We start from the raw sequence: 25,587 nt of genomic DNA, 5'->3' as shown, positions 1-25,587 counted from the left end.
TTTTTAGGATAAAAACTTTTTTCTTAAATCTTCTACTTGATTATCGTTTATAGGTACCATATCTCCTAACGAGTTTCCTAATACAATAGATTTAGCACTAAATTCGGCTACTTCTAAATAATCAAACGTTTGTAATAATTTATCTCCTGTAACAATTACAGAATCATTTTCTATAATTAATGCGGTAGGGCAATTATCAACAATTTCTGAATTGTTATTCTTTCTAAAATGATTACCGTACTCTACAAAATTAATGTCTTGTAAAAATATCCAACTCTCTGGTATGGTTCTCACGTTAAGATATTCTCCTGTAACTCCAAATGCCATAAGATAAGGCGATTGTGTCATAATAATTGAATTTACATCAGGGTTTCTATTATAAATTTCTTGATGAATCCATGTAGCACGACTTGGTATCTTTCCTGCTTCTCGCTTGCCATCTTTTATTTGAACAATATCATCTACATCTAAATCCCATCTATTTATTCCAGTTGGCGTAATTAAAAAATTACTATCGTTCCACCTCATGGAAACCGTTCCATAAGAACTAATCATTAAACCTTGCTGACAAGAACGCTGTACTATTTTACATATTTGTAATCGTTTCTCAACTTCGTCTGGCGTATAATTGGTTGTTTCCATTTCGGGTAAAACGCCTGTTGCTTGTGCTTCAAATTCATCAATTTGAGCATCTGTTAAATATTTTGGAGTTCCTATTTGAGAACCATAAACAATAGTTCTCGCACAAAATTCTAAAGCTTCAAAACGCTCGTAGGCATCCGTTAAATCGCTTCCACCTAAAACCGTACCATGGTTTTCCATAATTACAGCTTTAAAGCCTTTTTTAAACTCATCTGCAATTACATCTCCCAAATCTTCACTACCAGGCAATCTATACTTTGCATATCCAATAGGACCACAAATGTGTTTAGCTTGTGAAATTATATTAGTGTCAGGAATTTGACGCACTATACTAAATGACACTAGTGCTGGTGGATGTGCATGTATAACAGATTTAATATCTGGTCTTGCTTCGTATATAGCTTTGTGAAATGGAAACTCTGATGAGGGTTTATGCTTACCAATGATAGTACCATCTTTTTTTACACATATAATATCTGATGCTCGTAAAGAGCCTTTATCTATAGCTGAAGGTGTTACCCAAATATTACCCTGCTCGTCTATAATAGAGATATTACCTCCTGATGTGGTAGTCATTCCTCTTTTATAAACTCTACTTATAATTTCGGTTATCTGATCTCTTGGATGAATTAGTTTGATGTTTTTTGACATTTTATTTTGATTTGGAAATTTTACACTTTTATACTAATTAATGACTAGTGTAAATTAGCCATTAACTATAAAAGGTACGTGTTTTTTTAATGCGTAATTTTCTTTTAAAAATTTAGAGTTCAGTTTTTTATCAGAAATTGAAATAGCAGCTCCTAATGCAGAACCTAGTGACGCATCTGTAGTACTTAATTTTTTATCATTAAAATTATGAGATAACAATTTAACATAAATGTCGTTATTACTAAAACCTCCGTCTACATATATTCTAGAAATTTTATCTGTGCCCAACGCTTCTTTAATACACTTAATTTGTAAAAGCACAAGTTCTGTCATTAATTGATGATATGCATGTTCGTACTTATCATAATAAAAAGTTGTTTTATCAGGCATGTTTTCATCAGTAACACTTTCCCATTTAAAACAATATTTAAAATCTTTTTTAATTTCAAGATAAGTATCATAATCAAAATTCACCTTACGATGGTACTCATCATTTACTCCAAAATGTTTATTTAATTTCTCTACTTGTAATTTATACTCATTTCCTAAAAATACTCGGGTTGCTTTAACGGGTTTACCATTAATTCTCATATAATTAAGCGTATCGTCATTAAAAGATTCACTTAAATTTTGATCTCCTGAAAATGGATTAAAGACTATACTCCATGTTCCTGTTGATACTAAAACGAACTTCTTTTTTATACTTCTAACATAAGGTAGTAAAGCTGCTGAACTATCATGAATACCTACACCAATCTTAATTCTATTACCGTTGTAATTCATGTTTATACTAGTTTCTGTTGAAACTATTGGAGGTAATATTTTGTCTATTCCTTCTTTATAAACCCAATCGTGATAGTCTTTTTTAGTAAAATCCCAAAGTGCTGTATGGCAACCTATACTCGTGTATTCACTTAACGGTATACCAGTAAACACATAACTTAAATACTGTGGTAAATGTAAAGAATACTTGATTTTGGAAAATACCTCTGGTTGTGTTTCTTTTAACCAATACAATTGAAGACCAGAGTTTAACATACTCAAATCCACACAACCAGTAGCTTTTAAGAAAGCCTCTTTTGGCCCATATTTTTTAAAAAACGAATTAATTATGGCTTTTGGTAAAGGTTTCGTATAATTATATAATGGTGTTAAAGGATTGCCATTATCATCAATATGCACAAAACTTGCACCATATGTTGAAAAATTTATAGCTTCAACATTAAACTCTTTTTTTTCTAAAATACGATCAAAAACTTGCTTAAGCCATTTTTTTAGGGCTGGAAGATTTTCTGTTGGGTGTCCGTTTTCATCCTCTATTTCTTCAAAAGAAATATATTCCTTGTGCACTTCTTTAAAGCGTTTATCAAATAGAAAGAATTTTTTATTTGTTTTTCCTATATCAAAAACGGCAGTTACATTTTTCATTCTCTTTAATTTATAGCCCTGTTGCTACTGTATGTTTACCTCTTTCGGTAATTAATGTGTTTCTTACATCTAAATCACGATAGGCGTGAATTGGACTTAATGCGCCTCCAGAATTTAAACGTGCTTTTTCAAGTAAAGGCCTAACATCTGTTCTGTAAGCTCCTTGTAATAGTTCTTGACATTTTACAACATCATTATCCAATTGTGCAGCTTTTAAAGCATTTTGATCAATTAACATCGCTTTAGCATAAGCTTCTTGAATAGCTTCTAAAGATTGTATTAAATCCTCTAAAGGATCTTTAACATTATGACTTGCATCAATCATCCACGCTAAATCTGGATTTTGAGGATTGTTTTGCATACCGTAAACCAATTCATTAAAGATGAGGAATAATGCATAAGGCTTGATGCTTCCAACTGTTAAGTCATCATCTCCATATTTACTATCATTAAAATGAAATCCTCCCAATTTGCCTTTTAGCTGCAAAATAGAAACTATTTGTTCTATGTTAGAGTTTGGTAAATGATGCCCTAAATCCACTAAGGTATAAGCTTTATCACCACAACCATTAGCTAACATTAAAGATGCACCCCAATCTTGAATTACTGTACTGTAAAAATTAGGTTCGTAGGGTTTATATTCTACTAATAGCTTCCAATCATCAGGAAGTCCCTTGTAAATATCGATTAAACTATCTTGAGTATTTTGAAATGCAGTTTGAAAGTTATTTTGACCTGGAAAACAAGATCCATCTGCTAACCAAACTGTTAATGCTTTAGAACCTAATTTGTCACCTATATTAATAACATCTAGGTTATGTTGTATAGCTTGATCTCTAACTGCTTTACTTGTGTTACTTAATGAACCGTATTTATAACTTTCAGAAGCATCTTTTTGATCTTGAAATGTATTAGAATTTACAGCATCAAACTTTATATGTAAAGCATCTGCTTTTTCTTTAATAGCATTATAATCAGATGGAATATCCCAAGGAATATGCAAAGAAACAGCTCCTGCTGTTTGTGTTAAACTATGTAAAACACCAATATCATCAATTTTTTGTTCAAGATTTGTAGGTTCGCCATAAAACGAAAAGCGACCAAATCGTGTACCTCCAGCGCCTAGTGCCCAACTTGGAATTGCTACTTGAAATTTTGCTAGTTTACTAACAATAGCATTTACATCGTGGCCATTTTTAGCTAATTTATTTGCTAAAAAATCAAAATTTTCTGAATGACTGGAAAGTCCTTTTTTATTTGATTCTGATATTTGATCTTTGTTTATCTCCATAATTTTTTATTCTCTATTATAAATAAAGAAACCTCCATAAACTTCAATGAAAATTTATGGAAGTTTTCTTTTAACTAAACTACTACTAAAATTATATTTATATATTACGTTATCTCACGAATGCATTTGCCATTCCACCATCTACATTGATAATATTTCCTGTAGACTTATCTAGAATACCTACTAATGAGAATACTCCGTTTGCAATATCATCTGGTGTGATAATTTCGTTTAATAGATTTCTTTTAGCGTAAAATGCTGGTAACTCTTCAACAGTGATACCGTTAGCCTTAGCTCTACCTTCTGCCCAAGCACCTTCCCAAATTTTACTACCTACTATAACACCATCAGGGTTTACAGTATTAACTCTAACTTTATCTTTAGCTAATTCAGCAGCTAATAAACGTACCATGTGTTGTTGAGCTGCTTTTGCAGTACCATAAGCTACATTATTAGGACCTGCTACTAAACCATTTTTACTAGCTATAGCAATATAATCTCCGCCTAAGCCTTGTTTACGTGTTATTGCAGAGAATTGTTTAGCTAAATCAAACTGACCTTTAACTAATATATTTTGTAATATATTCCAATCTTTATCAGTAGTATCTGCTAAAGGCTTAGAAATTGCTAAACCTGCACTATGTACAATAATATCTACACCACCAAACTCAATTACAGCTTTTTTATAAGCACTAGCTATAGATTCTGTACTTGTTACATCACAAATAGCATATGTAGAAACGTCTCTGGCATAAGTTCCGTTAGCTTCAACTAACGCCTCTTCATTAATATCTGTTAGTACTACATTAGCGCCTTCAGCAGCTAACTTATCAGCGATTGCTTTACCAATTCCACCACCTGCGCCAGTAACTAAAGCTACTTTACGAGATAATGGCTTTTCCTTTGGCATACGTTGTAATTTAGCTTCTTCTAGCAACCAATACTCAATATCAAAAGCTTCTTGTCTTGGTAAAGATGTATATTCTGTAATTGCTTCTGCACCGCGCATTACATTAATAGCATTAATATAAAATTCGCTAGCAACTCTTGTAGTTTGCTTGTTTTTTGCAAAACTAAACATACCTACTCCAGGATAAATAATAATTACAGGATTTGCATCTCTAATTGCAGGACTATTATCTTTTTTACATGTATTATAATAATCTGCATACTCTTGACGATAAGCTTCAAAAGCCGGCTCTAATTTCTTCAAAATTGCATCTGCATCAGAAAGATCTTCATTTTTATCTAATTCTAATACCAAAGGCTGTATTTTAGTTCTTAAGAAATGATCTGGACAAGATGTTCCCATTGGGGCTAATCTTTCTAAATCATTACTGTTGATGTATTCCATAACTACATCATTATCAGAAAAATGACCGATCATTCTATTTTCAGAAGAACACAGACCCCTTAATAAAGGCATGATTTGAGATGCTTTCTCTAAACGCTCTTCTTGTGGTAAACTTTCAACTTTTTGACCTCCAAATACAGGGCCTCCAGCTTTAATCTTCTTAGTGATATAATCTGAAGCCATTTCAATAACCTCTAAACTATTCATGTAACACTCGTAAGATGTGTCACCCCATGTAAATAATCCATGGCTACCTAAAACAATACCTCTAATACCTGGGTTATCAGCTAAACATTTTTCTAACTGTAAACCTAAATCGAAACCTGGTTTTTGCCAAGGCACCCAACCCATTGTGTCTCCCCAAATCTCTTTGGTTACTTTTTCACTATCCTTAGCTGCAGCAACTGCTATTAAAGCATCAGGATGTAAATGATCTATATGTGCAAAAGGTAATAAACCATGTAAAGGTGTGTCTATAGATGGTGCTTTACTATCCAAATCATATATACAATGGTTAAACAACCCTACCATTCTATCTTCATCGTGTAAGCCTTGATAAACATTTTTTAGATCGCGTAGTCTTCCTGTGTATAAACCCGCTATTCCAGAACGTGTTAAAGTACCAATGTCTCCACCAGAACCTTTAACCCACATTACCTCAACTTCTTCATCTGTTAGAGGATCTTTCTCTATAGTTTTACAACTTGTATTTCCTCCACCGTAATTAGTAATTCGTAAATCTGCTCCTAAAATATTAGAGCGGTATAAAAATAATTCAACTTGATTATCACCCAAAGCCGCAGCTTTCTCATCATCCCATAGATAATCAACGTATTCAAAAGTCTTTGTAATGTTTTCCATCTTAATAATTCTAAAAATAAATTGTTTAATTCAAAAATATATTAGATTATTAATTTTTGTATCCTGTACTATACTGTATTTTTTTTATTAGTTTTTTTAAATCTAGTAATAGAGTTAAAAAATAAAAAGCAAAGTGCACATTTTATAAACAGTTTGCTTTATCTCAACAAATTAAATGCCTAAAAATCAACAAGTAAACTAACTACAAGATTTAATTTTATGATATTCAAATTATTTTTTAAGATGGATTGACTTGTTTAATGTTTACTTAAAATTTACTTAAATTTCACGATTTTTTTATAAAAAAAACTTTTGTTTATCTCAAAACAATTCATACTCAAGTTTCATAGATTTAATATTAGTAAATTATAAAAACTTTATTAAAACGTATGTAATGCAGTTAGACAGATAATAATGTATAATTAAAATCTTTATAACTAGCTAAGAAACGACTAGTAATGGTAGTAAATTTAATGTGTCTTTAAATTTATTATTAGATATATCGTTTAAATAAATTTACACTAATTAATAAATATGTTATATTTTTGAAAGTGATTTTTTAAATAAAATATGGAAATATATAAGTTTATAAATATTAATGAGGATTCAAGGGTTCCTAAATATCAACAAATTGTTGATTCTGTGATAGATAATATATCTAAAGGGAATTTTCAAATGGATCAAAAAATACCATCAATAAATAGATTTAGTGAAGAATTTTATCTTTCTAGAGATACCGTTGAAAAAGCATATAGTATTTTAAAAGAAAGAAATATAATTACATCAATACGAGGTAAAGGTTTTTATATATCAAGAACTAAGCTAATTTCTAAAGTAAACATATTATTTTTAATTAATAAACTTAGTAATTATAAGTTAAGAACATACAATCATTTTATTAATAATATTGGAGCAAACTCACATACAGACCTACACGTATATCATTGTGACGAGACTCTATTTTTAAATCTTTTAGACAAAAATAAATCAGCATACGATTATTATATTGTTATGCCCCATTTTAAAACTGATAAATTAAAACATGTTAGTTTTACTGACAAAGCACTTACTGCTCTAAAAAAAATCCCTCAAGATAAATTAATAATTCTTGACAATGTTAAACCAAATTTAAAAGGCTGTCTTGGGGAAGTGTATCAAGATTTTGAAAATGATATTTATGATGCATTATGCGAAGGTTTAAGCCGAATAAGGAAGTATAAAAAAATTATTCTGGTTTATCCAGAAAAATCAGTTTATCCTTACCCTAGAAGAATTCTTCATGGCTTTAGAAAATTTTGTGTTGAACATAAATTAGATTTTGAAATATTAGATAAAATCTATGATGATATGATTCTTAAAAGAGAAGATTTATTTATTACTATTGAAGAAGCGGATTTAGTTAACCTTGTAAAACAAATAAGAGAAGACGAGTACAAATTAGGTAGCGATATAGGTATTATTTCTTATAATGAAACCCCGCTTAAAGAACTTTTGGGCATTACCGTTATATCTACTGATTTTAAAGTAATGGGGGAAACTACGGCACAAATTATTTTAGATAAGAAAAAAAGGTCTTTTAAAGTTCCTTTTCATATTATAGAAAGAGACTCAGTATAAGGGTTTTAAATACTTAAAAAAGTTAGAATTAAAATCAAATAATATTAAAGTTTTTAATTATGCGCTTTATATATAGAAATACTACCAATAACGTGTAAATTTTATTTTGAGAATATCTCCAAAGAAGCTAACTCTGGTTTACCACCTCTATTGCCACTTCCCGCTGTAATATAGATAGAATTCATGTAAATTATAGCCTGAGAGCCATGTCTACCTTTTACAAGCTTATTTCCAGATGCCCAATTTCCTGTTTTTAATTCCATAATTTCAATAGCATTATGTGCTGTTTTTTGAGTTGCACTTTCACCGCCAACAACAATTAAATTTCCATTTTTAATAACTGAAGACGCTCCTGCCCTTTGCGTTGGAATATTTGAAGATTCAGAGAGCGTTTCCCATGTGTTATTTTTTATATCGTAAACATCAACTTCGGGAATAGTAAGGTTGAATGTTTCTTTTGTTTTTGCTGAAGAGTTTCTACCGCTAGCACAGTAAATTTTATTGTTAAATAGAGCAGCCTGAAAATGATCTCTTGGTCTTGGCGCATCAGATAAAACAGTCCACATTCCAGTATTAAAATTATACTTATCTACCCATGGTACATGTCCAGACCAATGTCCATCGGTAATACCAGAAACTATATACGCCGTATTATTTTTAACAACAATACCCGCTGAACCTCTTCTTCGAGATTCTGGAATGGTATCTCCCCAAACCCAAGCATCTTCTTTTGGTTTATAAATTAATATGTTATCAAGTGGAGTTTCATGCGGATATTTACCTGTCATAGCGCCAATAATATAAATATCGTCTTTATAGTTTACCGCTTGGAAATGATGTATTTCAATAGGTGGCTTAGCACCCTGACTCCAAGTTTTAGTTTTAACATCGTAGATATCAACTGGTTTAATACCTCTACCGCCTATTAAATAAAACAGCCCATTAACCTCAACAAAACCACATTCGTGTCTTGCTGATGGCGAGTTAGACGTGGTTACTGTTTTCCATGTGTAATCTTCAATTGTAGCACATTGAAAAAAAAGAAATAATGCAGATAACGTATAAACAGTTTGTTTTTTTATGTTCATATTTAATACTCTTTATAAAACGAATTATTTTCACCCATTTCTATAACTTCATTTTTATATTTTAAATTTTCACCTTCGCCAATATAAATACTTTGTAATGTTTCATTTTCATCTAAAGTAATTATTGCAAAAGTCCCTTTAAAGTTAATACCCAAATCGTTATTTTGAAATATCTCATGTTTAGATTGTGTAATCACATATTGCACTAAAGTTTCAAGAGGTGTTTTACTTATAATTTTCAAACCTTTATAAACACCATTTTGCTCTATTTTTGAAACAGATTGTATCGTAGGGTTTTCATTTTCATTAAACGGTTCGTAAACTACCACAAATGGGGTTTTCCAAGCTTCGCCTTCATTTCGAATCACTAAAGTTGGAGTTGGCTTTTTATTATAAGGCTCAGGAGACTCAAAAGTGATTGGTGCTTTTACTTTGGTATACGTTCTGTTTTTAAAATCAGGAATATGTAATTGCATAAAAACAGCACCATCGGATATTTTTTTTGTGTGAAATGTTGCTTTAACTTCTTTATCATACGTTTTTGAAGTCTTTACATCTTTAAAAAAATGCCAACCTGGGTTTCTATATTGTTTATTGCGCTTCCATACTTTATTTGCATTAGCCATATATCTATCCGGTGTCTTTTCAAAATCCATATCCTTATTATCAAAAACAAGTTTATCGCCTATATTATGATACAAATAATCATGGTACTCATTAGACAGTTTGGATTTTGAACGGAATACATCTACATAATAACCTGTAGTTGGCGATGTTCTAATTAAAGCCAATGTTCGCTCTTGAGTGGCCTCAGCTTTTTCACCTTTATCATCTTCAAAACTGGTTTGACTAAATGAATGATAAGGTGAAACAGCTTCTTCTCCTGCTTTAGGTTCAATTGAAATTAATTCTACTGAATTTATTCCTAAATTAACCCAACCACCTTCTCCTTGCGAACTCCCGTTAACAATAACTGTATTATGCGCTGCAAAAATTCTAGAGTAATTTTCATGAAGGTCTTTACCGTAGCGTTTTCTGCCATTATCTACACCTAAAACCTGTCCTTCTCCATACAATTCAATATTCATACCTTCTGCATGCCCATGTACCATGTGCGCGCCCCCAACAAAACCCATTAAACCATCTTTTGGATTGTTTGTGCCGCTTAAATTACGCTGTAAAATAATACCTGCGTGATATACTCTATCGGTTCTAGACAAATCAATCTTAGTAGATTCATTATCAAAACTATCAGAATACCAAAACAAAGCCTCAGTACCTTCTCGTTTATATTTTCCTTTGCTAATTGCTCTACTAATTAGTGGTGCAAATTTATCTTGAATTGCCATTAACCCATCCATTTTGGCCAAAGCATACGCATTATCATAAGCTTCATAAGGTGCGTGCGCAGACCGATGGCCATCGCCCCAGCGTACAATTTCGTTATTAGGATATACAAAATAGTCCAACCGTGGTAAAGCATGCAAAACATTTGGATATTTTTCTCCCAATTTTAATGACGGGTCGTATTTATTAACTACCAACATGAGTCTTGCTAAAATTGATGTGGTATGATTTAAATACTGTGAAGTTTCTGGCCAAATATCACCTACATTTTTATAGTTTTTAACCATAATATTTAACGCATCTTGATTATCTGTACTTTCTGATAAAAAATATGACAACCACTTTTCGCGATCAGCTTTATCATCTAATGCCAAGGCATTAAACACCAAACTTGGTGCTTCTAAAGCACAATGGTTTGAACCCGTTTGCCCATAGTTTACCGTGATATCTGCATAGGTTTTAAATACCTTTTGAGCCTCTTCAAAAGGAAAATTTACGTTTTCATTTTTTATGATATCAAAAGCCTTACCTTCTTTTTTCAAATACGAATGAATAAAATCATAAATTAACGGTAGCTTATAACCTATAACGCGTACTTCACGAAACCCATCAAAAGGAAATAACCAACCACCTCTACCATGCCAATCGGAAACCTCAGATTGCTGTACCGATTTTAAAAATGAATATAGAATGGTGCTTGCTACGTAGGCATATTTTTCATCTTGGGTTAAAAAATATAGCTCACTGCAGTCTAGAGCAACCTGTAAATGTTCTATTAAAAGTTCGGCAGGTTTCCATTCTTCATCTGTGGCGTTATCCAGATTTTCTTGAACGCCATTGGCTACATGTCTTGTTTTAAAAAAAGGTGGAAAGTGACTAGTGCTTTTAGCAGACCAATTGAACGGTAATTTTTTAATATAATCTGTTGGGTTTTTATAAAATTGTTTGACCTGAATATCTGTTTTCAGTTTTAAGTTTTCGTAAATATCTTTAGCCCAAGGTTGCTTATCAATTTTTTCTAAGATGTGATTGCGTTCGCTAGATTTTACTAAAATGAAAGGGCGCTCTAATTCTTGACTAAAGGTTTTTCCATAAAATGAATTAACCAACAGCGCTATTAATATTATTTTATACTTTATAAATTTCATGGTTTTTAGTTCAAAAAATCTTTCCCCCATTTTTCTCTTAATTCTATTGAAAGTGATTTAACCAATTCTTTATGTTCAGGTTTTTTAGCCAAATTATCTAACTCTAACGGATCTGTTTTATGGTCAAATAACATACGGACATAAGCGACGCCTTTATCGTTTGTCCATTCCGTATAAAATAAATCGCCCTTTATTAAAGTTACGGCATCTTTAAATTTACTTACCGCCCAGTCTTTATCTGATCCTTCACCATTAATTATTGGTACAAAACTTTTGCCTTCAACGGTATTTGGAGTTTCAATACCAACAAGTTCGGTTAAACTAGAATAAATATCAATGTATTCTGTAATGGCTTCTGTTTTTTCTCCTTTTGTTTTTCCGGGTACTTTAATCATTAACGGTGTCCGTAAAGCAGTTTCAAACGTAACGTGTTTACACCACAGTTTATGGTCGCCTAAATTCCAACCATGGTCTCCCCACAAAATTATAATGGTATCGTCTTCTAATTCTAGTTGGTTTAATTCATCTAAAACCAATCCAATTTGTGCATCTACATAACTGATGCAGGCATAGTAGCCATGAATTAATTCTTTTGCTAAATCTTCGGATAAATCGCCTTTTTTAGGAACATTGTTATACTGGCGTAATTCGCCAAAATTATGAAATGCCTTTCGTGGTGTGCTTTTGGGTTGAATATAGCTTTTAGGTAATTCAATTTTATTTCTATCATACAAATCCCAATACTTCTTTGGTGCATTAAATGGCAAATGAGGTTTCATAAAGCCTAATGCCAAAAAAAACGGTTCTTTTTTATCCTTTAACATTCGTAAATCTGCTATTCCTTTTTGGGCTATTTTTCCATCAAAATAGGCGGTATCATTAACTTGAGCCATTTCGTGTGAAATTGCCCCTCCTTGGGCTTGACCAGCTCCCTCATTGTCTGTAATATTCTTTTGCAATTGATAATTTCGAATATTACCTTTTGGAAACCACCTTCTATCCCAAGCTAGACTATCGTCATCATTATGATGATAAATTTTTCCGTTAGAAATAGTTGTATAACCGTTTTGTCTTAATAATTTTGGCAAAGAAATAGCATGTGGCACATCTGTATCTGCTCTAGTTTTATAATCTACAAATCGATGTCTTGTAGGTCTTGTTCCTGTAAGTAAACTTGCTCTTGAAGCACCACAAACAGGAACGTTACAGTACGCCTTATTGAACACTAAACTTTCGCTTGCTAAATTATCAAGGTTTGGCGAAAGAATATGGTTAGCGCCATAAAAATTTAGTTCTGGACGTAAATCGTCAACTGCAATAAACAAGATGTTCATTGGCTTATTTTTATCAACTATAACTTCTTCTTTTTTTTCATTTTTACATGACATAAAAAAGAAACTAATTACTATAAACTTTACAAGAAATTTCATATTCAAATTCAAAATTAATTTTACCAATGTTCTATAATTGTGTAATCTTCTGTATTAAGTGTATTCTTTATGGAATTGGAGATTTTTCTTCTTGGAGTATCTTTATCTAACTTAAATCCTCTATCCCCTTTAGGTGTTATTAAAGGGATATTTCCAATTGATTCAACTAAAATATCCCCTTGAGATTTCATCCAGCTAAACATGTCATTAGCCAACCCTTCCTTAATGGTTTTTAAATCTGAATTATTAGCTAAATTATGTTGTTCAAAAGGGTCACTCTTCAAATCGTATAATTCTTCAAAAGGTTCATTCTTAAAAGCATTTGCTCCTCGCTTTATAAAGTAATCTACATTAGACTTTCCTGTTAAATTTTGTTCTACAACTTCCAATGAATTAAAATTTCTAATGTATTTGTAGCGCTTATTGCGAATCATTCTTGAAGGAAAAATTTCAGAATTTAAAATATTCTGATTGGTTCTTACACCATAAACATAAGTATTAATTTGCACGTCTTCGCCTCTTAAAAGTGGTAAAAAACTATTCCCATCGATATCTTGTGATACTTTACCTCCTGCAATTTCCATAAATGTTGGTAAAACATCTGTATAATGAATGAGTTGATTAGACTTTGAATTTGGCTTAATGACTTTAGGCCAACGTACAACAAATGGCACCTTAAGCCCTATATCTTTAACCGTAAACTTTCCAGAAACTCCATGGTCTGCACTATAAATAAAAAGCGTATTGTCGTTTAAATACGAGTCTACTAATTTTAAAACACTTTCTAACTGCGTGTTGTCTTCTTCAATACTTCTATAGTAACCCGCTTTAGCTTTTACATAATCTGGGTTATCCTTTTTCTTAATATTGAAAGGATAAAACTTAATATCTTCAGCTTTAGGGTTTTCAACCTCAAAATACTTCCCATGCGGATATTTTGAGGTGATAAACATACAAAACGGTTTTTTAGAGTTTCTAAAATAGTTTTCAATACTATCTAAAGGAATATAGTCTCTAGGAACACCTTTCTTTAGTACTGGCGCCCATTCTTTATCCCAATTATAAACACTAGATGGTTTTACATGACTTTTTCCAGCTAGCACAACCTCATACCCTAATTTTTCCATTCTTGAAGTTACACTTTCAATATTGGGTTTCGTAGCAGTATGGTTGGCAAAACACCCATTTTTAAGCGGATATTTTCCTGTGAATAATTGCGACCTACTAGGCGCACAAATAGCTTGTGCCGTAAAGGCATTTGTAAATAAAATACCTTCTTTAGCAAGACGGTCAACAGCAGCGGTATTTACTTTTTCATTGCCGTAGCACCCATAATCGTAAACATCTTGGTCGTCGGCTAAATAGAAAATTAGGTTTGGCTTTTCAACATCAAAATCTGCTTCCGTAAATTGCTCTTTGTTCTTATCACTATTACCACAACTCGTTAATGATATAATAACTATAGGTATTGCTATTATAAAATGTTGCCATTTTTTCAACATATTATTCATTTAAGGTGTTTTTTATCCCCTACCTATCTGCTCCAATTACTTTAACATCTTTAACCTCTTCGCCATTTGTTCTTGCTTTTTGCTCTACAAAATAAGGCTGAAACGTATAGTTTGAACTTGAATCCCATTTTGAATTAATCTCTGGTAAAAGAGCTTTCATAGATGCTATTTGCTCTTTATATTTTGGATTTTCAGCTTCGTTTGTCCATTCGTTAGGGTCTAAACTATGATCGTAAAACTCTTCTTTACCATCTTCATATTGAATATACCTGTACCCATTTGCTTTAACAGCATGATTGTTCATACCGAAGGTTGTTAGGGCATAAGAAGTCTCTATACCCTCATCATCTTGCATCATAGACACTAAACTGTTTCCTTCATTTCTTTCGTATTCAGGCAGTCCACTTAACTCTAATAATGTTGGATAAAGCGAAAGCATTTCAACGGGAGCATCAATTTTCTTGCCTTTAGGTAAATTAGGTGCTGCAAACATTAAGGGCGCTTTTGTTGCAGTTTCCCATAAAGCATGTTTTGCAAAGGTTCCTTTTTCACCTAATCGATAGCCATGGTCTGACCATAAAACAACAATAGTATTATCTTTATGTTTGCTAATTTCTAAAGCATCTAAAACACGACCCAATTCATAATCTACATAACTCATGCAAGCCATATAAGCTTGTATAATTTTTTTCCATTCGCCACTTTCTTTCGCCCATTCTGTTGATGGCATCATTGGTAAATCGTTAATTTTCATTCCAACTGGAGGAATATCATTCAAATCATCTGCTAAATAAGGTGGTGTTTGAATGTCTTCTAACGGATATAAATCAAACCATTTTTGTGGCACATAAAGCGGAACGTGAACACGTAAAAAACCAAGTCCCATAAAAAATGGTTTATCGTACTGTCTATTTAAACGCTCTACCACCCAATTCACAGATTGATGGTCTGGCATCAACGTATCATTTTCAGGAAATGCACCCCAATCTGTACTCGTTCTTCCGTGAGTACCTTTTATGCCTTTTCCAAAACCATCCCAAACAAAACGTTTTTCTGGATAAGGCCCGAAACCTTTTACACGTCCGCCAGATTCGTTAAACACACTATCTGGTGCATGAATATGGAACAGTTTTCCAATTCCCATAGTATGATACCCATTATTTTCAAAATATTCTGGTAGAAACGTAATATCTTTGGTTGCTGGATTGCTTGCTCTTCTAATTTTATTATCGGGTGTCATTCCGTAAATACCTGTAGTTGACGGACGTAAACCTGTCATAATCGATGCTCTTGACGGCCCACATAAAGGTGCTTGAACATGGGCATTAGTAAACGTTACACCCATATCTGCTAGCCTATCAAAATTTGGTGTTTTAGCATTTGAAAACCCCATTATTGGACTTATCCAATTGTTTAAGTCATCAACTGCTATAAACAGCACGTTTGGTTTTGATGGCTCTTCCTTTGTTTCCTTCTTTTTTTCGCTATTGCATGAAAAAATAAAAGCAAATACTAGCAATAATACGATGTGTACTTTTTTCATAATTTATTCTGTTCTAAAGTCTTTAATTTTCTCTGTTAATTGAGCAACAATCTCAGGATTACTTTCTGCAATGTTGTTTTCCTCAAAAGGGTCTTCATCAATATTAAATAACTTTACTTTTTCTTTAGATTTTCTTACAGGGTCTGGAATAATGATTTTATAAGGCGGAAAAATTGCCATATTGTAAAACATACTATTTTCAATGGTATCAAAATCATGCGCATATACTTCGCCAAAAACACCTTGTCGCTCGTTTAATGCTTTTTCATCTAAAACGCTAATTCCTGGTAGGTTTTCAGGTTTTTCAATACCTAAAATATCAAGTACAGTAGGCACCATATCTATGCTACTTGTAATGGTTTTATCGTCCATCTTAGGTGTGATTTCACCTTTCCATTTGTACATTATTGGAGTACGAATACCCATTTCATAAGGTGCTCTTTTAGAGTGTTTTAAATACCCGCTTTTTGTCGGATCTTGCGCCCACCCATTATCACATACGTAAACAAACAATGTGTTTTCTGTTAATCCTTTATCTTCAATTAAATCGAATAACTCTCCGCAGGTTTCATCAAACCATTCACACATTGCCCAATATTTTGCCAAATGCTCTGAATCTGTTTTCTTTTGATACTTTTCAAACAAACGGTGTGGTGGATTATGAGGTCTATGTGGTAAGAATGGTGCGTACCATAAAAAGAACGGTTTCTTCTGTTTTAAGGCTACATCTACGTAACTATTTATGGTGTCTAATCCTTTTCTTCCAATTTCTAATCCATAATCGCCATGACGTCCTCCTCTATTAGGGTCTCCATGCGTCATACCATCATCAAAACCTCCAACTTTGTGGTTACCATGCCACCATTTTCCTGTTTGAAACGACATATACCCTTTTTCCTTTAGCATATCTGGAAGTGTGGTTTGCTTTTCAAAAGCGGAAATAACTGGTTTATAAGCTTCTGCTCTTTCTTTTCCACGGATATTACCACGCTCGTAAACTTTATCATTCCCTAAAATACCATGGTCTTTAGGATATAATCCTGTAATAATTGTTGCTAACGAAGGCGAACATAATGGTGTTGGCACATAGCTTCTTGTAAACGTTAAACTCTCTTTTACGAATTGATCTATTCTTGGAGTTTCTATATTTTCATCACCCATAAAACTATAATCTGTCCAAGATTGGTCGTCAGATAAAATAAATACGATATTTGGTTGACTTTGAGTTTTTGTTGAAACAGATTCTGTTTCGTTTTTAGTGCCTTTTCCGCAGGAAATTAATATGCTTAGTGTAACTATTGCTAAAGTTAGTTTTTTACTAATTTTCATTATAAGTTCTATTTTTTAGTTTTTAGTTTGATTAATGGTAGGTTTTTCAAATATTGTTTCTTCTTTATTTCTTGTAATAGGTCCATGATCACCCAACAAATACATTTTTCTAAAATCTGAACCTTCTTGTTTTTCTCCTACAACGATTCTTGCATCTGGATGTGGATTATCTATAAGTGCAGAAATAACAAATCCTGAGTTTTTTCGACTTAAAAAAACCTGTGCTTTCTTAAAAGTGTCTCCACCGTCAAAACTATCCCATCTACAAATCTCTCCAACATCATTATCGGTTTCACTTTCTAGATATATGCTAACTTCTGTTGCTGATTTTACTTCTACATCACCATTACCTCTAGGAAGGTTAGAATTCTTACTTTGTAACCACGCTTTTCCATCCCATCTAAAATATTGTAAACGTTTTGGACCACTCCTTTTTGCTCCTATATCTGGACCAACTAGTATACATACATGCGGATTTCCGTTTGAGTCTACATCAGTTATTCCCTGAAACGTCCAATCATTTGGTATTTTTTTTACCAGAGTTTTTTCATCTGCCATTTCTTTGGTTAAAGGCATTTCTAAAGGCTCGTTCTTCACATTTTTCCATTGCCCTGTGTGGGTATCAAAAATCATATAATACACATTGTGTCTTTCCGGTATGTGCCCTCGTGCGTCTTGAGCGTTTTTATTATCTCTACAAATATGGTAATCGAATGCTACAATAATATCGTCATCATTACCTTTACTCACCCATGGATACCATGAGTCTTCGGCTTCAATAGTTGTTCTTCGTTTATGTTTTAAAAATGAAACAGGCTCGTCAAATGTAACACCATTATCAGTTGATTTTTGATATACCCAATTGCTTCTATGTGCGCCATGGCGATAAAATAAATAGATATCGCCATTATCCATTTTTACAAACTGACTATACGTCCCAAATAATGAAATATTGTCTAGTGTTTCCCAACTAGAAATATCTAATGGTTTTTGAGAGACTGCATGTAAATTTTTACCATAGTGATGATTTCCTAAAATATTCTCACCATTTTCTCGTGTTCCACCATGGCCTCCAAAAGCAATATGAATATAACCAGCATCATCAATAAGTAGTGCTGGTTTACCATGGTTATCTATTCTTTTTTTACGATTTGGGTCTTTACCCATTTCACTAACACCTGCTTTAAATGGCCCTTTCCATTCTTTAGTTTTGTGATTATAAGAAGCTACATACGGATCTTCTAAAGGTCCTTGATAGGCCACATAAGTAATACCGTTGTGATAAACTCCTGATGGGTGTTGTACAATAGCCACTGCATTTCCAAAACCATTGTCGGCAAAATATTCAACAAATTCCATTGTTTTTTCAGCACTTACTGCGTCTTTTTTATTTGGCTTGCAGCCAATAAAAAGTAAACAAAGGCTTATTTTGAATATTAAATATTTACTCTTCATTGGTTTTTATCTGTTTTATTTTAAAGATGTTAATTTTGACTGGTCCCAGTAACCCAGATGTTATCAGTGCATCATCTTTTTTATAATGGTTCCAAGATGGGAATGTTATTCGTTTGGATGGGCGCGCTTTAGTATTCAACAACCAATCAGGTAAGCTTTTCATTTTGTTGCCCTTACGCTCAAAATCTAAAGGTAAGCCTTCATCGCCAATTAATCGATTTGGCCAGAGGTTTGTAAGTTTTACTTCTAAAACATTTTTACCTGTTTTTACAAAATCGTCAATATGTATTCTGAAAGGTGCTTTCCATAAAATGCCCACATTTTTTCCGTTGATATAAACCTCTGCTATAACCGCTACACTTCCTAAATCTAATTCCAAACGTTTATCAGATTGAACTAAATCATCAGCCAGCTCAAACTCCTTTTTATAAGTTGCAGTTCCTGAAAAATGCTGAATACCTTCATCATCAGCGTCTGCCCATGATATAAGTTTATCAAACTTCGCTTTTTCTGGTGCTCCTAAATTTGGTGGAAATGAGACATCCCAAGTACCAGATAATTCTATAGGTTGAGGCACCGATTTAACCTCCACAGAATGTGTTGCACCCGATGTAGTTTTATAGGTTAATTTTCCGTTATAGGGTGTTACCCAATTTATAGTGTCATCAACATAAACCAATTCAGATGTTGTTTTTTCTTTTGATAATTTTAAAATTTGTCCTTCTGAAATAAATAGGGTACGTTCTTCGCCATCTGTAACATAGGTGATTTTTAAAGTGGTTTTACCGCCTTCTACTTCTCGATTTTCAATTAACTCATTAGATACTGGAATATTTAAATCTCCAGAAGCCACTAAACCCTTAATTTTCCCAGTAATAGTATAGGTTTTATAGTTTTTTGGAATACCTTTAGTTTCTGCTTTGAACTTGCCAAATACCGCTTTTAAAACCTTTAATTTTTTATCACCTGCATCAATAGTAATATGTTCTCGTTCTTCCGCATAAATTTGATGAATAGAATCCCCAATTTGGTATTCCATTCTAAACTCTTTCTTGTAACCCATAGCAGGATCACAATCGCAAAATGCACGAGACATTTTAAAATCTAGTTTTCCATTACTAATAGCATTATTTACTTTATCTGTGATATCAACAAGTCCTTCTTGCAAAAACGTACCGTATTCCGCTTTAATAATTTCTAAATTAGATAGCGGTTCTAAATTTGGTTTTTCAACTTGCACATTGGCTTCTACAAGATGAACTTTAGCTGGTATTAACTTTTTAAATATGATAAAAACAGCCCCTTCCATACCTAATGAAATTGGTACGGTTGTAGTGCCATCTCCGTTTTCTTTATAAACTGCCAAATCTTTCGTTTTACCTGTTTCGGCATTCCATAATTCAGGTTGTTTTCCTGAGACTCTAAAATTTGCTGTAATGTCGCGACTTTCTTTTCTGGCATTCGCAATAAAATAAATATCGGCAGCCTCGGTTTTTCTATGGATGAAATTAATATCTGTTTTATCTTCATTTTCTAAACTAAAATCAGCTGGAGTATTACTTTCGATTAAGTAGTCTTCAATCGATTTATCGGTAACCAATCCTGAATCCCATAAATCCTTTGTTAGCTTTACCACTTCAGCATCGCACTTTGGAAAATCATTCAAACTAGGTGATTTTGATGGTTTAGCTCCAATAACATGTGCACCATCGTTTACCAAATCCCTTACTTTTTCCAGCGTTTCAGGTTTTGCCCAATCGGACTGTGGTAACTGTAACACCTTGTATTTGCCACCAACTGGTGTACAAATAAAACCATCTTTAACAAACAAATCTTGTAATTTATTCGCTCCAATCAAATCGTAGTCATAGCCCATGGCTTTAATTTCCGGCTTTAAAAACGCTGTATTTGGCGAAGATTCTCCAGTAAAAACCAATACATCTGTAACATTTATTCCTTGCTGCAATAAAAATTGAGAACGAGCTATATAATCCATAAAGCCTTTACCTTGCTCCCACCACGTATTTAATCTATTAAAATCTGTACCATGATAACTCAAGGCTAAACCTGGAGCCACATCCCAAGGTTGATGAACGTAGGTATGAAATATAAAGCGCGTAATGCCTTCAGCCCATGCTCTATCACCTATAGATTTTAGTTGTGCTGGGTGTTCATCCCAACCACCTACGCCTGTAAACGATTCTGCGCCTACAATGGAACTTCCGTTTAAATGTGCAATAGACGATACAAATTTTGAGGAATCAAAAAACGGATAACCGCCACTCCAAAACTCGCACATCACAATATCTCCAGTAGCACCCACTTGCATATTATCAAAAGGTCCCCAATACGGTTCTACAGAAAATTTCATCCCGTTTTTATGACATAACTGTCCAAAGTGTGCATAATAGTTTTCGGCTATTAAATCGCCGATGGTTCTTCTAAAATCCCATAAAAAGCGTTCTGAGGTTTCACCACTTTCAACATAATAGCCAGCTAAAGTTGGCAAATACGGCAGTACATTATAACCTCTTAATTTTTCAAATTCGGTATCAAAACCAGTTGTCCAATTAGTGGTTTCTACCTCATAACTATCAATTAAACAATTATTGACTGTTGTTCCTATTAAATCACCTAGCTTATTAATTATCGGTTGAATTCCGCCTTCCCAATAGGCATCAAGTGCTATTTTACTCATCTTATCAACCTCTAAACCACCACCACCTGCAGCGGCAGGACGGTTTCTAGTCCCAATAGGCGTATGCCCTAATCTTAAAATAATCCAATCGCCTTTTGGCACTTGCCACTCTAAAAATCCATCTTCAGAAAGACGAGCCGTTACATCAATAATAGATTCTTTTTGAATGGTTGCTGATTTAGCAATGGTTTTATCGTCAGGTAATAAGTGATTTCGAACACGTTCGGATAGCATCTTATAATCTAAACCCCCAATTTTCAGATTTTCTTTAGGCTTAGGAAACGCCAAAACTGCAATATCTTTATAATACTCAAATTTGGATTCTGGTTGTGGTAATTTGCCTTTAAACCATTGGTTTCCTTCAACAGGTAATTCACTAGAAACTACAGTTTGCATCGCATGTTCTGGAGTTACCCACGGTCCGCCACTAGACGACCACCCTGCGCTATTATGAAATGCCAGTTCTAATCCTAAACGTTTGGCTTCTTCAGCTGAAAATTGAAATAAATCTAACCATTCCTCGCTTAAATATTTTACAGAACCTTGCGGAAACCCTAAGTGTACATTAAACAATTGCGCCTCTTGAATGCCCACTTGTTTCATGGCTTCTAAATCTTTTGTGATTCCAGATTTAGAAACATTACCACTTATCCAATGCCACCAGGTTCTTGCTTTTGCGTCGTTTGGTGGGTTTTTAAACCCTGCTTCTAAAGGGACAGACGCCTCTTTTGTTTGCATGGATTGATTGCAGCACAAACACAACAATAGTAAAATTATAAAGCCTATTTTTTTCATTATGTTTTATTGATGTTTAATAATTTTTGATGTAGAAATAGTAACAGGACCCAACAAACCCGAAGGTAATAATGGATCGGTTGCTTTTTGAAATCCGTAGGCACTGAATGTTTTTCGAGGACCTTCAGGTAATGGCTCGTTATTTCTAAACCATTCTGGCATTTTTTTAAACTTACCTCTAAATTCTGCATCGCCAAAACCAGGCTGTCCTCTTCTAACGTCATAACCAGTTTGGTTGGGTAATTTTTCATCGCCAATTAAACGGTTTGTCCATTGGTTGGTGATTTGAATTTCTAAAGTATTATCGCCTTCTTTTAATGCTGAAGTAATATCTAAGGTGTATGGTGCTAACCAACTTACGCCCATATCTTTTCCATTTAAAATCACTTTTGCAATCACATTAACGTCTCCTAAATTAAGTTGGAATTGTCTGTCTGATTTCAAAAATCCTTTTTCAATAGTACATATTGTTTTATAAATGGCAGTGCCAGAATAATATTTAATTTCCTCTGTGCTGTGTGTTGTCCAATCAAACAAGGTGTCCGTTTTTACTGTTGCTTTATAAAAATCTTCTTCTCTAAAATCAATTTGCCAATTTCCTTTTATTTCAACAGGATTTGGAATATCTGTAACGTCAACTTTCCATCGTTCTGAAGCATTTACTATTGCAGAATAACTTCCATTTTTATACGCCTGCATTTGTAAATTATTTTCATCATTTAATTTAAATGAAGGTTTTGGTAGCTTATTGTTAGATGCTTCATAAGCAACTTTAGGACGTTTATTTTTTTCCTCTTTAAAAACCACAAAAACTGATTCTTGTGGATGCATTTGAATTGCAATATTGGTTCTTCCATTTTCACTCGTATACTCCACTAATTTAGTAATCTCACCGGTTTCTGCATTCCAAAATTCGGGTACTTTTCCATCTACTAGAAAACTACAGTTAAGCAGTTCTGATTCCGTTTGATTGTGATTATAAATGAAGTAAATATCCTCGTTTTCAGTACGTCTGTGATAGTAATTAAAATCGGGCTGCCCTTCAACAATTACATCTTTTTGAATGTTGTTTGCTTTAAAAATTTCTTCCCACTCTAGATTGTTATATGTTTTTTTACTAGACCAAATAGCATCTACAAGTATTTTAAATTCAGCTTCCATAGCATCAGTAATATTATAACCTCCGAGTTTATTTGGTTTCGTTCCTACAATTAATGCGCCTTGTTGAGAAAGCTTATGAATACCTCTTAACGTTTCAATATTGATGATATCATGTCTCTGTAAAGACAACGCATTATAAGTAATTCCGTTTGGTAGTGTTAGTTTACCATCTTGCATTTTTAAACGATTGATAATAACATCTGAATTCACACAATCATACTTATAAGCTGCTGGCAATTTAGGTCGCATTTGGTTTGCGTGAACCACGTGACTTGGCGCTCTATCTCCCACAAAAACTAATACATCAAGAACAGGATTTCCTTGACGTAGCATATAAGACCCTCTTGCTAAATATTGAAACCATTCTGGACCTGCATTGTCCCACCAAGTTTGCGTTCTATCAATATGAGAGCCAACAAAACTCATACTCATTCCTGGTTTTACATGCGTATTAGATTGATGCGCAAACCGATGAAACATATACTCATTAATACCATTCGTCCATTCATAATCACCCTTCTCTTTGGCTAAAGCTGGATGAAAACCCCAATTTAGTTTTGTGCTAGTAAAGGCTTCTGCAGAAATCACATTTTTACCGTAAATATGCCCTGAAGAAACTGCTGCACGCTTATGTTTGTTTGGTTTACCCAACCAAAATTCGCCCATAGGTATATCGGCACTTCTACCGGCATCTAAACTATTAAAAGGCCCAACAAAACCGTAAGGCTCTATATAAGATATCAAACCATCTTGATGACATAATTCTGTGAAATAATCGAAATAATTAGTGACCATTAAATCGCTTACCAATTGTTTCATATCCCAAATAACGGCTTCAACGGTATCGTTATTTTCTATATACTTGCCAGCATACATCAATAAAAATGGTGTGAAATCGTATCCAAAGCGCTCTTGAAATAGTTGTTCCATATCATCTGTCCAGTTTTGTGGCCCAACTTCATAACTATCAATTTCTACATATTGTAATGCATTTGGCGCATCAACCTTTGCTTGTTTTACTAATTTACCAACAAAAGCATCGTAATGCAGTTTTAAAGCTTTTTTACTAAACTTATCAACTTCAAGTCCTGTACCTTCATCAGATGCTGGTTCGTTTGTAGCACCAGAAGCTGTAAAACCAAAACGCATGATAGTCCAATTTCCTTTAGGTAATTTTACTTTTAAAACACCGTCATCATCCATTTTATCAGTTAAAACAATAATATCATCGTTTTTTATATAGGTTGCTTTATCTGGATTTATAACACGACGCCTATTCTTTCTGTATGATGTAAATTCTAATTGATTACCTAAAGTATGATTTGCAGAAAGCTGCATTTCGTAAATACCAGTATCTAATTCGGTAACTATTCTAAAATAACGCGCAGTAATGGGTTTAAAATGTTCTGAAAAATAACATTCATCTTTACCAATGCGTTCTTCGTTAGGTTTGTGAGCCAAGGTAAAATTGACACCGTCATTTGACTTTAACAACGTTAATCGTCCCTTTCGTTTATTAATAAAAACAGACATAGAGCGGATGGTATGCGGTTTCCCATAATCATATTGCACCCATTGGTTTGCTTTTAAATCGGCATGCGTATTGGTTTGATGGTCTGTTGCTAATTTTGGATTAAACGCTTTATCTGAAGAGGTAATAATTGGGTTTACACTATTATCAATCAATTCAGTTTCTAACGACGGATACGCAACCACAGCAATATCTTTATAAAAATTATGTCTAGCAGGTGGTTGTGGTAATTTTATAGTTACTTGTTTACCTCCTTTAACAATTACTTGGCTATTCACCACAGCTTTCATAGCATTTTCAGGAGTTACCCAAGGGCCTCCACTAGACGTCCATCCATCACAATTGTGCACACCAAAACTTAGTCCGAGTTTTTCACATTCTTTAGCTCCATGCGCTAGAATATCACGATGTTCTTGAGAATTATAGGCCACATCCCCTTCAGGTAAACCCATAGACACATTAAACACTAAAACACCACCAATACCAGCTTCTTTTATGGCTTTTAAATCTTTGGTAAACCCTTCTTTAGACGCATTTCCACTGTTTATATGATACCATGTTCTGGGTTTAGATGCTAAAGGTGGATTTTTAAAACCTTCTTCTAGCGTTATCGTTTCTTTCGAAAGATGTTGTTCACTATTTTTATTTTTACAAGATGCTAAAATCAAAGTTAAACAGAAGAATAATAAAATTATATTTTTCATTTT

General features: G+C 33.3%; 14 protein-coding genes. 1 reads left to right on the top strand and 13 read right to left on the bottom strand.

The window, feature by feature from the left end; all coding sequences use genetic code 11:
- Positions 1–3 precede the first annotated feature (3 nt).
- The 4 genes from ACKGJY_RS07195 to ACKGJY_RS07180 form a co-directional block, all read right to left on the bottom strand.
- Complete coding sequence (locus ACKGJY_RS07195; RefSeq protein ID WP_413973194.1) at positions 4–1,293, bottom strand: class II aldolase/adducin family protein; 1,290 nt, start codon at positions 1,291–1,293, stop codon at positions 4–6.
- Positions 1,294–1,347: 54 nt separating this feature from the next.
- Positions 1,348–2,721: an FGGY-family carbohydrate kinase gene (locus tag ACKGJY_RS07190; RefSeq protein WP_413973193.1), complete on the bottom strand. Its 1,374-nt coding sequence runs from the start codon at positions 2,719–2,721 to the stop codon at positions 1,348–1,350.
- Positions 2,722–2,731: 10 nt separating this feature from the next.
- Entirely contained in the window at positions 2,732–4,012 is a 1,281-nt protein-coding gene (locus ACKGJY_RS07185; RefSeq protein ID WP_413973192.1) for a sugar isomerase, read from the bottom strand.
- Between the two features lie 109 nt (positions 4,013–4,121).
- A complete protein-coding gene (locus tag ACKGJY_RS07180) occupies positions 4,122–6,227 on the bottom strand; it encodes a bifunctional aldolase/short-chain dehydrogenase (protein WP_413973191.1) in 2,106 nt (701 codons plus the stop codon).
- A 570-nt stretch (positions 6,228–6,797) separates the two neighbouring features.
- Here ACKGJY_RS07180 and ACKGJY_RS07175 point away from each other — a divergent pair.
- The gene (locus ACKGJY_RS07175; RefSeq protein ID WP_413973190.1) at positions 6,798–7,844 is read left to right on the top strand and encodes a GntR family transcriptional regulator; all 1,047 of its coding nucleotides are present in this window, start codon (positions 6,798–6,800) and stop codon (positions 7,842–7,844) included.
- Positions 7,845–7,945: 101 nt separating this feature from the next.
- Here ACKGJY_RS07175 and ACKGJY_RS07170 read toward each other — a convergent pair whose 3' ends face one another.
- The 9 genes from ACKGJY_RS07170 to ACKGJY_RS07130 all read right to left on the bottom strand — a co-directional run bounded on the left by ACKGJY_RS07170 (position 7,946) and on the right by ACKGJY_RS07130 (position 25,584).
- Complete coding sequence (locus ACKGJY_RS07170) at positions 7,946–8,932, bottom strand: Kelch repeat-containing protein (protein WP_413973189.1); 987 nt, start codon at positions 8,930–8,932, stop codon at positions 7,946–7,948.
- Positions 8,933–8,934: 2 nt separating this feature from the next.
- Positions 8,935–11,427, bottom strand: coding sequence for a heparinase II/III family protein (locus tag ACKGJY_RS07165; protein ID WP_413973188.1), 2,493 nt, complete (start codon positions 11,425–11,427; stop codon positions 8,935–8,937).
- A gap of 5 nt (positions 11,428–11,432) precedes the next feature.
- On the bottom strand, positions 11,433–12,815 hold the full coding sequence (locus tag ACKGJY_RS07160; protein ID WP_413973187.1) for a sulfatase: 1,383 nt from the start codon (positions 12,813–12,815) through the stop codon (positions 11,433–11,435).
- Positions 12,816–12,877: 62 nt separating this feature from the next.
- Positions 12,878–14,368 carry a sulfatase gene (locus ACKGJY_RS07155; RefSeq protein WP_413973186.1) on the bottom strand — a complete coding sequence of 497 codons (1,491 nt, stop codon included), beginning with the start codon at positions 14,366–14,368 and terminating at the stop codon, positions 12,878–12,880.
- A gap of 19 nt (positions 14,369–14,387) precedes the next feature.
- Entirely contained in the window at positions 14,388–15,911 is a 1,524-nt protein-coding gene (locus ACKGJY_RS07150; protein WP_413973185.1) for a sulfatase, read from the bottom strand.
- A gap of 3 nt (positions 15,912–15,914) precedes the next feature.
- Complete coding sequence (locus tag ACKGJY_RS07145; protein WP_413973184.1) at positions 15,915–17,240, bottom strand: sulfatase-like hydrolase/transferase; 1,326 nt, start codon at positions 17,238–17,240, stop codon at positions 15,915–15,917.
- A gap of 15 nt (positions 17,241–17,255) precedes the next feature.
- A complete protein-coding gene (locus ACKGJY_RS07140) occupies positions 17,256–18,695 on the bottom strand; it encodes a BNR-4 repeat-containing protein (protein ID WP_413973183.1) in 1,440 nt (479 codons plus the stop codon).
- Positions 18,685–22,188 (bottom strand): glycosyl hydrolase, encoded by a 3,504-nt coding sequence (locus ACKGJY_RS07135; protein WP_413973182.1) that lies wholly within the window; start codon positions 22,186–22,188, stop codon positions 18,685–18,687. The genes ACKGJY_RS07140 and ACKGJY_RS07135 overlap by 11 nt, the downstream gene beginning before the upstream one ends.
- Positions 22,189–22,194: 6 nt before the next feature.
- Positions 22,195–25,584 carry a glycosyl hydrolase gene (locus ACKGJY_RS07130; protein WP_413973181.1) on the bottom strand — a complete coding sequence of 1,130 codons (3,390 nt, stop codon included), beginning with the start codon at positions 25,582–25,584 and terminating at the stop codon, positions 22,195–22,197.
- Positions 25,585–25,587: the final 3 nt, after the last annotated feature.

The organism is Hyunsoonleella sp. 2307UL5-6, from assembly GCF_047345485.1.
Taxonomy (GTDB): domain Bacteria; phylum Bacteroidota; class Bacteroidia; order Flavobacteriales; family Flavobacteriaceae; genus Jejuia.
The sequence above is the reverse complement of the archived record's forward strand: the minus strand, read 5'-3'. Positions and strand labels throughout refer to the sequence as shown.